9 protein-coding genes and 1 tRNA gene are annotated in these 13,428 nt (G+C 33.5%); 6 read left to right on the top strand and 4 right to left on the bottom strand.

Going from position 1 to position 13,428, the window contains the following annotated elements:
- Positions 1 to 8: 8 nt before the first annotated feature.
- Positions 9 to 335 (bottom strand): hypothetical protein, encoded by a 327-nt coding sequence (locus tag ERX46_RS11545; protein WP_130094024.1) that lies wholly within the window; start codon positions 333 to 335, stop codon positions 9 to 11.
- A gap of 355 nt (positions 336 to 690) precedes the next feature.
- Between ERX46_RS11545 and ERX46_RS11540 the strand changes: the two genes are divergently transcribed.
- Positions 691 to 3,609 (top strand): glycoside hydrolase family 3 N-terminal domain-containing protein, encoded by a 2,919-nt coding sequence (locus tag ERX46_RS11540; RefSeq protein ID WP_130094023.1) that lies wholly within the window; start codon positions 691 to 693, stop codon positions 3,607 to 3,609.
- Positions 3,610 to 3,710: 101 nt separating this feature from the next.
- The gene (gene bshA, locus ERX46_RS11535; protein ID WP_130094022.1) at positions 3,711 to 4,856 is read left to right on the top strand and encodes an N-acetyl-alpha-D-glucosaminyl L-malate synthase BshA; all 1,146 of its coding nucleotides are present in this window, start codon (positions 3,711 to 3,713) and stop codon (positions 4,854 to 4,856) included.
- On the opposite strand, the gene ERX46_RS11530 is transcribed toward bshA, so the two are convergent.
- Together ERX46_RS11530 and ERX46_RS11525 are read right to left on the bottom strand one after the other, a co-directional pair.
- Positions 4,847 to 6,532 (bottom strand): adenylate/guanylate cyclase domain-containing protein, encoded by a 1,686-nt coding sequence (locus ERX46_RS11530; RefSeq protein WP_130094021.1) that lies wholly within the window; start codon positions 6,530 to 6,532, stop codon positions 4,847 to 4,849. The two genes, bshA and ERX46_RS11530, sit on opposite strands and share 10 nt — an antisense overlap.
- Positions 6,533 to 7,083: 551 nt before the next feature.
- Complete coding sequence (locus ERX46_RS11525; protein ID WP_130094020.1) at positions 7,084 to 7,431, bottom strand: 4Fe-4S dicluster domain-containing protein; 348 nt, start codon at positions 7,429 to 7,431, stop codon at positions 7,084 to 7,086.
- A 100-nt stretch (positions 7,432 to 7,531) separates the two neighbouring features.
- Here ERX46_RS11525 and ERX46_RS11520 point away from each other — a divergent pair, with 100 nt between their 5' ends.
- The 4 genes from ERX46_RS11520 (at position 7,532) to ERX46_RS11505 (ending at position 12,827) form a co-directional block, all read left to right on the top strand.
- Complete coding sequence (locus ERX46_RS11520) at positions 7,532 to 8,572, top strand: acyl-CoA reductase (RefSeq protein ID WP_130094019.1); 1,041 nt, start codon at positions 7,532 to 7,534, stop codon at positions 8,570 to 8,572.
- Positions 8,573 to 8,671: 99 nt separating this feature from the next.
- The gene (fabG, locus tag ERX46_RS11515; protein WP_130094018.1) at positions 8,672 to 9,418 is read left to right on the top strand and encodes a 3-oxoacyl-[acyl-carrier-protein] reductase; all 747 of its coding nucleotides are present in this window, start codon (positions 8,672 to 8,674) and stop codon (positions 9,416 to 9,418) included.
- Positions 9,419 to 10,236: 818 nt separating this feature from the next.
- Positions 10,237 to 11,658 (top strand): MBOAT family O-acyltransferase, encoded by a 1,422-nt coding sequence (locus ERX46_RS11510; RefSeq protein ID WP_130094017.1) that lies wholly within the window; start codon positions 10,237 to 10,239, stop codon positions 11,656 to 11,658.
- Positions 11,659 to 11,660: 2 nt separating this feature from the next.
- Positions 11,661 to 12,827 carry an alginate O-acetyltransferase AlgX-related protein gene (locus ERX46_RS11505; RefSeq protein ID WP_130094016.1) on the top strand — a complete coding sequence of 389 codons (1,167 nt, stop codon included), beginning with the start codon at positions 11,661 to 11,663 and terminating at the stop codon, positions 12,825 to 12,827.
- A gap of 481 nt (positions 12,828 to 13,308) precedes the next feature.
- On the opposite strand, the gene ERX46_RS11500 is transcribed toward ERX46_RS11505, so the two are convergent.
- Positions 13,309 to 13,382 (bottom strand) — tRNA-Met (locus ERX46_RS11500).
- Between the last annotated feature and the right edge of the window lie 46 nt (positions 13,383 to 13,428).

Raw genomic sequence — 13,428 nt, 5'->3', positions numbered from 1 at the left:
ATTCCTGTTTATGGGTTTTCTATATCAATTACTTCGGCTGCAAAAATATCAACATAACCCAATATGAAATAGGTTGCTAAAAGTAAAGCGGCAAGAATAATAATTAATCGAATATTTGCTGAACGAGATTGCTTGGTGTAAGTACTTTCAATGTTCCAAGCGCTTTGCATTTTTTCTCTTAATCTAGCTTGTTGCTCAGTTGGTGTAGATTCAGAATCTTTGTCATACGCTTTTTGCATATTTCTAATGCGCTCTTTTCGTGCATCATAATAACGCGGCGTGTAATCAAACTGCTTAGTTTTATTCACTTTCATGAACTTAATTCGCTCCAACATATTCTTTTGAATTTAAAAATTACAAAGCATAAAGGTAAGCTAAAAATTATAAGTTATAAAATCATTTTAAGTCTATTTGGGAATGTTTCCCTCTTTTTGGTCGGCCAAAAAGTTAATGTGCTGGTAGGGACGATTTGCAAATCGTCCCTACTTTGGCATAATGAAATTTCATTTATATAATTTCCACAGAAATAAAATTCTTTTAATGATTTCAACCTAATATTAGCATTCTTTTAGATACTCACGTTTATCCTTTGATTATATTTGTTCATAATTAAAAATACTGTGCGATTTTCGGCAGTGTATTTGCAGGAAGTATCACTTTTATAACAAAAATCACAACGTATATATTTACATGAAATTAGCCCCAATTCTTATCTCTTTAATAATTCTTTCAAGTGGACTCATGAGTTGGTCTATCAATCAGGAAGATGAACCAAAAACTCCTAGTTCTATAGGATTGCCAGCTTATATGCGACTTTCTCCACAATGGGCTTTAGAGAAATTAGAAAGTTTGACTTTAGAGGAAAAAATTGCACAAAGTTTTATGGTTGAAGTAACGCCTAGAAAAGGAGAAGATCATCTAAAAATCATTGATTCCTTGGTGAGCGTTCATAAAATTGGTGGAATTATCACTTTTCAGGGAACGAAAGATGAAACTAAAACGGCGCTTAATCGATTACAACAAAAAAGTTCGATTCCATTATTAGTTGGGATTGATGGTGAATGGGGAAGTAATATGAGGATTTCTGATTCGCCTCGTTTTCCTTTTCAATTAACAATGGGAGCTGCAAATCAATTAGAAAGTACAAATCTTGTGGCGCAAGCAATGGCTAAAGAAATGAATGAATTAGGAATTCACATGAATTTCTCCCCAGTTGTTGATGTCAATACAAATCCTCAAAATCCGGTAATTGGTTTTAGATCTTTTGGTGAAAATCCTTTACTCGTTGCTAATCATGCCCGTGAAATGATCAAAGGAATGCAAGAATTTGATGTCTTAACGTGTATGAAACATTTCCCTGGTCACGGAGATACGGATGTTGATTCACACAAAGATTTACCAACAGTAAATAAAAGTAAAACGGAACTCAATAGAGTAGATTGGTTACCTTATAAACAAGGTCGATTGGCTGGAGCTTCTGCAATCATGATGGGACATTTAAACGTTCCAGCTTTGGACGCAAGTGGGTTACCTTCAAGTTTATCTCCAACAACGATTAAAGAAATCTTAAGAAAAGAATTGAAATTCGAAGGGTTGGTAATTAGTGATGCTTTGAATATGGGAGCATTGACTAAGCGTTATGGAGATGTGGATATCGTTAAAAGAGCTTATTTAGCCGGTAACGATATTTTACTTTATCCTTCAAAAGTGAAAGAATCAATCGCTGCAATTGTTAAAGCAGTTGAAAAAGGAGAGATCAGTGAAGCTGAAGTGAATGAAAAAACCTTGCGTATTTTAAGAGCGAAATTCTATGCTATTGTTCACATAAACAATAAAAAGCCAGTTTTATCACCTGAGAAAGTAGAATTTGCGCAATTGAATATTTACGAAAAAGCATTAACAGTGATTAAAAACGACAGTGCAATTCCAGTGAAAGATGTATCGGGAAGAAACTTGATTTTGAATATCGGAGGAAATGGAAGCGCATTTAATAAGGCAGCAAGTTTTTATACCAATGCAGATACTTTAAGCGCGAAAACAGCTAAAGATGCTTATGCAATTTATAAGTTTGCATTTAAAAATTATGATAATATTTATCTGAATTTAATCGCTCCTTCTGTTTTACCACGCAATAATTTTAGTTACCCAGAAGGATGGCAAGAGTTATTAAGAGAAATGCCTGAGAATTCAAAAGTTTATGTTTCAATTTTTGGAAATCCTTATGCTGTGGATGATAGTTACGCTTTTGAGAAAGTGCAAGCTGTTATTTTAGCATTTCAAAATACGGAATCAGGTCAAAATAGAGCAGCGCAATTGATTTTTGGAGGATTTCAAGCAAATTCAGTTCTGCCAATTACATTGAGTGCAGATTATCAAGAAGGATTTGGAATTGTAACCCCAAAAGCTTCTCGATTAAAATTCACCGTTCCAATGGAATTAGGTGTTTCTGCTTCGGCTTTTAATCAAATTGATTCTATCGTATATAGAGGAATGAAAGAAAAAGCTTATCCAGGTTGTCAGGTTGTTGTAGCGAAAGATGGAAAAGTGGTGTACCAAAAATCTTTTGGTCATCAAACTTATGATAATAAAATAGCGGTGGATGATCGAACTATTTATGATATCGCTTCCATTACAAAAGTTGCCGCATCTACAGCGAGTTTGATGTATCTACAAGACCATAAAGAATTTTCTTTGGACAGTACTTTAGGTGATTTCTTAGGGGAAGTTACCCGAGCAACTGCTTATGAAAACATCAATTTGAGAGATATGATGACGCACCAAGCGGGTTTGATTCCTTGGGTTCCATTTTATACCCAAACTTTGGTAAATGGATATCCTGACACCTTATTGTATTCCACCGCGCCTTTTAGCAATAAAAATTCAGTTGTTGCAGATCATTTATACATGCGCGATAATTACGAAGACGATATTCTGAAAGTGATTTTATCTAAACCTTTGCGAGCAAAAAGTTATAAATATTCAGATTTAGGCTATTATTTTGTGAAGAAAATCGTTGAAAAATCCACAGGAATGCCAATGAATGAATTCGTAAATAATACATTTTATGCGCCAATGGGATTAACAACGATGGGTTATCATCCTTTGGAGCGATTTGAATTAAATCAAATTGCACCTACAGAATTAGATACTTATTACAGACATCAATTGGTGCATGGATATGTGCATGATATGGGAGCAGCCATGACAAATGGAGTGGGTGGTCACGCTGGGCTTTTCTCAAACGCTACAGATTTAGCCGGATTCATGCAAATGCTATTGAATAAGGGAGATTATGGCGGACATAATTACCTTTCGAAAGAAACAATTGAAGAATATACAGGTTGTCAGTTTTGTCCGAGAAACAGAAGAGGAGCCGGGTTTGATAAGCCAGTAAATTCAGGAACTGGAGGTCCAGCAGCAGAAGCGGTATCAAAATCATCTTTCGGGCATTCAGGATTTACTGGGACTTTAGCATGGGCAGATCCAGAATATAATATCAATTATGTATTCTTATCGAATCGTGTTTATCCTAGTGCTGAAAACTGGAAATTAGTTAAAATGGATATCCGTACAGAGATTCAGAGGGTTATCTATGAAGCGTTGAAATAAACGTTAAATTTTAGAAGTAGATTGAACAACTCAGACTATGCTTTGTTTTTTCTATACATTTTTTAAGCTGAATATTGTTGTTCAGCAAAATAAAAGCAATAATGAAGATTGGAATTGTATTGTATCCAACATTTGGAGGAAGTGGAGTAGTAGCAACGGAGCTTGGAAAAGCTTTAGCTGAAAAAGGACATAAAATTCATTTTATCACCTATTCACAACCGGTGAGATTAAGTTCTTTCCGCGACAATATATTTTACCATGAAGTTGTTGTAAGTAATTATCCGCTTTTTGAATTTCAACCTTATGAAACAGAATTGGCCAGTAAAATGGTTGACGTTGTTGAAAACGAAGGTTTAGATTTGTTGCACGTTCACTACGCAATTCCTCATGCTTCTGCAGCTTATATGGCACAACAGATTCTAAAAAGTAGAGGGCTTAATATTCCATTCATTACCACTTTGCATGGAACAGATATTACGCTTGTTGGAAAAGATAAATCTTTTGAACCAGTAATTACATTTTGCATAAATCAATCCAATGCAGTAACAGCTGTTTCTGAAAGTTTAAAACAAGATACGTACAGTCATTTTGATACAGAGCGAGAAATTAAGGTGATTTCAAACTTTATTAATGAATTTATCGATGATCCAATTACTCAGGATTTAGAGCGCAGAAGAAAATATGCAAATGATGATGAAAAAATAATTTGTCACGTTTCGAATTTTAGAAAAGTAAAAAGAGTAGAAGACGTTGTTAGGATTTTTCATAAAATCAATCAATCTGTGAAATCTAGATTATTGCTCATTGGCGATGGTCCAGAAAGACATAATGTTGAATTACTTTGCCGTGAGTTAGGAACTTGTGACCGAGTAATGATGGTTGGGAAAATTAGAGATGCAGCCAATTTAATGAGCGTTGCAGATTTGTTTTTATTGCCTTCAGAAACAGAAAGCTTTGGTTTAGCCGCTTTGGAAGCAATGTCAGTTGGAGTTCCAGTTATTTCTTCAAATACTGGAGGAATTCCAGAAGTGAACAAAGAAGGTTTCTCAGGATACCTTTCCAATGTTGGCGATGTAGAAGATATGGCCAAGAATGGAATTCGTATTTTAGAGAATGAAGAAGTACTAAATCGATTTAAAGTTCAAGCGAAAGAACAAGCCATGAATTTTAGTTTAGATGCTATTCTTCCTCAATATGAAGCATTGTATGAAGAGGTTTTAGAGAAGTTTAACGCACTTCAATTATAATTCTTTCGCATTTCTTTTAACTCATTAATGCGTATAAACTTGCCTCGCTCTCGAATGTTTTGAGAAGTTTGTGTGTAATATACATGTACATCATCGAGGTATTGAATTTGGAAATCAATCCACTCTTGTTGTGTCATGATCTTGCCATAATTAGCTAATTCATGTCTTAGCGTTTTTGCCACATTATGATAGTCAGCACGGCCCAAATAGTCGTGATCAGCGTCACACATAATTTTTTCGAGCAGTGTAATTGGAAAAACTTCTTTTCGTGTAGATGAAATAATATTACTTACAATTTGTATTTGTTCTTGGCTATAACCAAATTTTTCAAGTTCAATTTGAGCCATTTTAATACCAAAATCTTCATTTTGAGAATAGCGATAAATAAATCCTGCATCATGGAATAAAACTGCTGTTCTTAATAAAATAAGTTCTTCTCCAGTAACACCTTCCAAACGAGCAATGCGAATGGCTGCCTTTTCAACATTTAAAGTATGTTTAATATTATGATAATCTAATTCCTCAGGTAAGGATGACTTTAATTTATTGATGATAAATCGGCGTGCAAATTCAAAATCCATTGGAGGTAAATCACATGCTGTGCGTAATTCACTGTTTGGAAGTTTTCCTTCATTAAAAAGAGAATGTTCTGTTTTCAATTGCTCTACAAAATACATGTCGGCATGATTACCATACTTTAGTTTTATTTCGCCGCGGTGGGTTACATCGAAATATTCACCAATATGTTCAACCATAGCATCCGTTACTGTAATACTATTTTCAGCTGAGTTTTGTTCCGCTCTAGCAGCAATATTGACAGTATTCCCCCAAACATCGTAGCTTATTTTTTTAGAACCAATAACTCCAGCAACCAGAGAGCCTGAATGTAATCCAATGCGAATATTCCAATAGGGACTATTTGTCGCAATTGCCAATTGTTTCCTACTCAATACATAGTTGCGAATTTCGATCGCCGCCAAAGTAGCTCGAATTGCAGGATTATTATTTTTTTCAGTTACTCCTGCTAGCGCCATATACGCATCACCGATTGTTTTAATTTTCTCTAAGTTATACCGATCCATTATTTCATCAAATTTGGTGAAATAAATTTCTAGCTCTTGTAACAATAGGAGAGGGTTTTGATCCTTAGCGGATTGCGTAAAAGCGATAAAATCTGTAAACATTACAACTCCTTCGTCAACTTTCTTTTTCGTGAATTTACCAGTAGACCTTAAATCTTGTAGAATATTTTGCGGAAAAATATTTTCTAAAAGTTGACTTATCCTGAGGTCTTTAAAGTAAAGGCTTTTAAATACCTCAATTTTTGCTTTAACTAAATTATGGTTGAATGGGCTTGAAATATAATCTACAGCTCCTTCTCTAAAACCTTTCACCAATCGTGCACCGCTAGATGTGCTTTCACTGATTACGATTTTATATGAATCTTTTGAATTGGGATTAGACTTTAACCGTTGCAATAATTCAAATCCATCAACAGATTCTGTTTCAATGTTGATGAGAATAATTCCAACTTTCCGTTTTTCTATTACAGGCATAGCAGAAGCTTCGTCTTGACAGAATATTAAGTTATTTCCGCCACCTAGAAGCATTGATCTTAAATCGCTGATGTTGACAGGGTTGTTGTCAATGACTAAAATGTTGATAAATCTTTCCACTTAATAGAGTTTGTACCTTCTCAACGAAAATAATAATTTTGATTGGTTTGAAGTGTTGAATGTATTTATTTTTCAATCTTTGATTTTTTTGAATTTTTCAATAATTATATTATTCCAAAGGAATGGGACGATTTGCAAATCTTCCGTACATTATATCTTCGAATAATGTTTATCCTTTGAATCCTTGAATTTTTCAATAATTATATTATTCTAAAGGAATGGGACGATTTGCAAATCGCCCGAACATTATATCTTCGAATAATGTTTGTTCTTTGAATCCTTGAGTCTTTGAATTTTTCAATAATTGTATTATTCTAAAGGAATGGGACGATTTGCAAATCGTCCTTACATTATATCTTCGTATAATGTTTGTTCTTTGAATCCTTGAATTTTTCAATCTTTGAATTTTTCCAAAGGAATGGGGCGATTTGCAAATTGTCCGTACATTATATCTTCGTATAATGTTTGTTCTTTGAATCCTTGAATTTTCTAAAGCATAAAAAAAGGGACAATCTTTTCGAAAGTCCCTCATTAATATTTTTAGAAAATTACTACAAGTGCATGAAATCTTTTTTCTTCAATAAAACTTCTTCTGTTTCTGGATGGTCTGGATCATCAATACAACAGTCAACAGGACAAACAGCAGCACATTGAGGTTCATCATGGAATCCTTCACATTCTGTACATTTATCTGTTACGATGTAATAAACATCCATATCAACAGGTTCGTTTTCCTGTTCTGAATCAACTTCTTCTCCTTTAAGCGTGGTAATCATTCCTTTCAAAGTGGTACCTTCGGACCAAGCCCATTCAGCACCTCCTTCGTATATCGCATTATTTGGACATTCAGGCTCGCATGCTCCGCAATTGATGCATTCATCCGTAATTATTATTGCCATTTTACTACTTTTTAAGCGTTACTTCTATACATTTGCAAATATAAGAAACCTTTAGCAAGGGATTTTGTTTTAATGAAGTTAAATTTTTTTCAAAATACAGATGGATAGACTAAAAACAATCAAGACATTTTCGATTTTAGGAGACAGTATGAAAAAATGGGGGAGCGGAGCTGAAAAAGAGGCTTTTAATCCTTTCGTAGCTGGAGATTTCTATAGTCGAATGCATACAGCAATTCTGGGTGCAAAGGCACATAATGGTTGGTTTTCAGAACAATCAGTAAAAGAGAGTTTTTGTGCAATAGGAGAAACTTTGTCTGAGGAAAACTTAACTGCTTGGTTAGAAAAGTATCCAACTGTGAAAACGGCAAAGTCTGTTGGTTTAATCTTAGCAGGAAATATTCCATTGGTAGGGTTTCATGATATCTTGTCAACAGTTTTTTCTGGAAATAAAGCCAGTATAAAATTATCAAGTGATGACAAGATATTAATTCCAATGTTGCTTGAGATTTTAGTTGAGCTTCAACCTGAATTAAGATCACAAATTGAATTAGTTGATAAATTAAATTCTGCCGAAGCTGTAATAGCGACAGGTAGCGATAACACAGCGCGTTATTTTGAAAAGTATTTTGGACATTTACCAAGAGTTATTCGCAAGAACAGAACTTCTGTTGCGGTAATTAATGGAACTGAAACTCCAGAAGAATTAAAGGAATTAGGAAAAGATATCTTTACTTATTATGGTTTAGGTTGTAGAAATGTTTCTCATCTATTATTACCAAAAGGATATAACTTAGATCATATTTTCGGCGCTATTGTAGGTTATGGAGAAGTAATTAATCACCATAAATACTGCAATAATTACGATTATTACAAGGCAGTTTATTTGATGAATCAAGAAAAGATTATCGAAAATGGTTTTGTCTTGACAAGAGAGATCAAGGAGTTATTTGCACCAGTTGCCGTTCTACATTATCATTTCTATGAATCTGAAGAAGAAAAGAATTCCTATTTAGAAGAACATAAAGAGAAAATTCAAGCAATTGTAGGAAAGGATTATTTGCCTTTTGGAGCTGCCCAATCTCCAGCTTTGGATGATTATGCAGATGGCGTGGACACAATGGAGTTTTTATCTAAATTATAGAAACGTATTTTATATTGATTTTCAATCAGTGAAATTTACGTAAAAATTAAGTGCTATATTTAAGGAGTATTATATTTGTTAAAATTGAAAAACACAGCAATGGAGTTATTAAAAGATAAAGTAGTTTTGATTACAGGAGCCTCAAGAGGTATTGGGAAAGCAATCGCTGAAAAATGTGTTGCAGAAGGAGCGAAAGTTGCCTTCACTTATTTATCCTCAGAAGAAAAAGCAAATGCATTAATTGCAGAATTGACTAAAGACGGAGGAGAAGTGAAAGGATTCAAATCGAATGCTGCAAATTTTGAAGCTGCACAAACTTTGGTGGATGACGTAATTACAGCATTCGGTCAAATTGATGTGCTTGTGAATAACGCCGGAATAACGCGCGATAATTTATTGATGAGAATGACTGAAGAGATGTGGGATGAGGTAATCAATACCAACTTGAAATCTGCATTTAACTTAACAAAAGCAGTTCAACGTCCGATGTTGAAAGCCAGAAAAGGATCAATTATCAACATGTCATCAGTTGTAGGAGTTTCAGGAAATGCTGGACAATCGAATTATGCTGCTTCAAAAGCTGGAATGATTGGCTTTACGAAGTCAATAGCGCAAGAAATTGGTTCTCGTAACATCCGATGTAATGCAATCGCTCCAGGATTTATCGAAACAGAAATGACTGAAGTTTTAGACGAAAAAGTAGTTGAACAATGGAGAAATGCAATTCCATTAAAACGTGGTGGTTCACCAGAAGATGTAGCAAATGCTGTTGTTTTCTTGGGTTCTGATATGTCGACTTATATTACAGGACAAACGATTAACGTTTGTGGAGGAATGCAGATGTAAAATCTGAAAGTATCTGTTTTTAGATCAACTGAATAAGATATTTTTGATGATATGTAATAAACGATAACTTACTGCGTTTATATATCGAACTAAATATTAAATGCTTATGGCAAACAGTTACTCAAAAACAGCTCCAGAGATGATGGAGGATAAACAAAAACCATCGCAAACGACACTTCAATTTATTCTCAATTATTCGAGAAGTATAGAAGTCAAAAAAACAAAACAAGAATCGTTACTGATTCATTTAAACTAATTAGAGAGCATCGAGAGGTGCTCTTTTTAATTTAGAAAAAAATAGATTTTTTTTATTGGAATAAGGAATAGTAAAGAGTGAATCCTCATTCCTGTCATTCCGACCTTAGAAAGTTTTTGGAATAAAGAATAGTTTAAAATGAGATTCCTCAGTCGTTTAACTCCTTCGGAATGACAAGGTGTGGTTGGTTGGGTGTGGAAATTAGTTGTAAAAGCTTCGCTTTTACAACTAATTTCCACACATTCTCCCTAACGCCTGTCATTCCGAAAATGCCTTGGCATTGAGGAATCCTTTTTTTTTAAGCGAGTCTTTTTTCCTTAAGCGTGTTGTTTTTCTTTAAGATTAAGGTTTACTACAAGGATTAACCAAAGAAGAGATTCCAGTCATATTACTCCAGTTGTGCTGAGCTTACCGATGTGTCCAACTGTCATTCATTGTACTTTCAATTTATATCCGATGATTTTTTTCTAAACTTTTATTACTTTTTAGTTCATGCTTTAATATTCAGAAATGGCATCAATAGTTTATTGTAAAAAGTTGATTATTTGATTAAACTTGCGTGATGGTTTTTAGTACGACCTTATTCTTATTGTATTTCTTACCAATTTTTCTTTTGGTCTATAATCTTGTAACCAAAAAATGGAAAAACATTGTTATCCTCATTGCTAGTATTTTATTTTACAGTTGGGGAGCTCCAAAATTTGTATTTGTAATTGTGGGTTCCACAATTCTAGATTTTTATCTTGTTCAACAGATTTATAGAAGCACCAAAGAAAAACATAGGAAGATCCTTTTGGGAATATCTATCTTCATGAATTTAGGTTTGTTGGCCTACTTTAAATACGCTAATTTCTTTGTTGAGAATCTAAATTCTGCCCTAGAGTCTATTGGTTTTACGGAATTAGCCTGGACTTCTGTTGCCTTGCCAATTGGAATTTCATTTTACACCTTTCAAACTCTAACTTATTCAGTTGATGTATATAGAAAAGTACATGCTCCGCTTGAAAAAGTAACCGATTACTTGATGTACATCATGTCGTTTCCACAAATGATTGCTGGTCCAATCGTTAGATTTAGTTCAATAGCTGATCAAATAACCAATCGAAAAGAAGTTATAGATGATAAATTGATTGGATTTTATCGCTTCTGTATTGGATTGGCAAAGAAAGTTTTAATAGCCAATGTAATGGCTGAACAAGCTGATTTGATTTTCGACAGTGATTTGAATGAAATATCTATGGGAAGCGCATGGATTGGAATGTTGGCTTATACATTTCAAATTTACTTCGACTTTTCAGGTTATTCAGATATGGCGATTGGATTGGGTAGAATGATGGGATTCAAGTTTCCTGAAAATTTTAATTCGCCTTACATTTCAAGAAACATCAGTGAATTTTGGAGAAGGTGGCACATCACATTAGGCGCTTTCATGCGCGATTACCTTTACATTCCATTAGGAGGAAATAGAGTGAAATCAAAAGGTAGATTGTTCTTTAATTTATGGATTGTCTTTTTACTTTCTGGATTATGGCATGGCGCATCTTGGAATTTCGTTATTTGGGGAGCTTATCATGGATTATTTTTAATTCTAGATCGTTTATTTTTGATTCGTATATTGAATAAAACGGGAGTGATTTTCTCAACGATTTTCACATTTTTCATTGTAATGATTGGTTGGGTTATTTTTAGACTTGAAGATTTAACATCGATAAAGATTTATTTAATCAAGCTGTTCTCCTTTGACTTAAACTTTGAAATAAATTCAGTTCCATCCTTTTGGTTCATTGCCATTATAGCAACATTCTTCTCCATATTCACAGCATTTAAAGTGGGTCAGAAAATTGAAAACTATGTACTCTTTCAGAATTATTTAAAAATTTCAAATCATTTAGTATTTACTTTTGTTTCGGTTGTTTTATTAATATTATCATTGATTTCAATCACTTCCTCAGAATTTAATCCATTTATTTACTTTAGATTTTAGAGATGGAGGAAAAGAAAAGAGATGATTTAATTAAGAAATTCCTTTTTATAGGAATAGTAGCTTTGCTATTTATACCCATGTTTTCGAATCGGTATAAATTATTTGAAATTAAACCGTTAGGTGGATCATATTCCCAGGCTGAAGATCCAAAATTTGCTTTTGAAAATTGGTTTGAAGGAGTTTATCAAGATCAGAAACAAAATTATATAGAAGAAAGTTTAATCTTCAAACCTTTGTTCGTTCGGATCTATAATCAGTATTACCACGATTTTTATAATATAGGAAGAGCAAATTCTGTAGTAGTTGGTAAATCTGGATATTTGTACGAATCTTACTATATTAAAGCATATTTAGGCAGAGATTTCATAGGGGATAAAGAAATACAAGCAAAAGTTAAAAAGTTAAGTCTTGTTGTTGATACATTAAAATCAAAAGGAGTTGAATTGATTGTTGTCTTTGCACCAGGGAAAGGAAGCTTTTATTCAGAGTTTATTCCAGAAAAATTCAATCCTAATGACAAAACAATCACGAATTATGAAGTTTATAATGAAAAGCTATTAAAGTCAAGTATTCACTATTTGGATTTTAGAAAGTGGTTTCTGAGTAAAAAGTCAACTTCTAAATATCCACTTTTTCCCAAAACAGGTATTCATTGGAGTAAATACGGTGAGTTATTGGCCGCAGATTCACTTCTTCGATATATCAATTCTATCTCACAATTTAAGAAAACACCAGAATTGATTATTGGAGAGGTAGAGGTTTCTAACATTATGAGAGATACGGATGATGATATTGAAAAAGGGATGAATTTATACTACGATATTCCAGATTTAGAAATGGGATATCCAGTTTTTTCAATACATAAGGAAAAGATTAATAATCAACCTAAAGTCCTTACTATATCAGATAGCTATTACTGGGGAATGTTTAATTGGGGTTTGTCTAAAAAAGCATTTAATAATGGTCAATTCTGGTATTATAACGAAGCGATTTATCCAGATAGCTATGAAAAACCAATAAAGGTGAGTGATATCAATATTATTGATGAGGTTGAAAAGAATGATATAGTAATTTTGATGTCGACAGATGCTTATCTCTATAAGTTTGCTTTTGGATTTATAGATCAGTTATATGCTGCTTACTTTCCTCCAGAAGTTCCAACTAAATAATCATAGAATTACTAACTCTTGATCTTCTAATTTTGATAATATAGTTTCAATTTTAAAAATAGATACATGTGATTGAGCCTCCCAGGATTTTTATAGGGGGTGATAATACATTTTAATAACATCCAGACCGAAAGTCGTTTCAATGGTTGTTTATTTACTGTTATGAAACTTTTTAAATAATAATTATTAATCTCAAACCTGTGACAATATTTAAAAGTGGTAGTATTAATCATTGACAAATAAAAAAACCAATAGTTTGGGATGGTGAGCATGCTCAAAACATTGCTGAAGAACATATAAAAGATAAGGGTTCACATCATTTGCTACATGTTAGGGATCAGTAGTTGACTAAGCAAGTAAAAGTATGGACTAGAGTTAAAAGAAGGTTAAAGAGACATGAAGCAGTGATATTCGATACAGAGGCAAATAAAAAAAATCGGGCACAAAAAAAACCGTCTGTTTCCAAACGGTTTTTTTTAAGTAGCGAGAGGGAGATTTGAACTCCCGACCTCAGGGTTATGAATCCTGCGCTCTAACCAACTGAGCTACCTCGCCAAATTATCTAAAAAACAATGGTCATATTGACTATTGCGAGTGCAAA

The organism is Brumimicrobium glaciale (genome assembly GCF_004152935.1).
GTDB classification, from domain to species: Bacteria; Bacteroidota; Bacteroidia; order Flavobacteriales_D; family Crocinitomicaceae; genus Brumimicrobium; species Brumimicrobium glaciale.
Note: the sequence above shows the minus strand (reverse complement) of the source record. Positions and strands in the feature narration are given on the sequence as shown.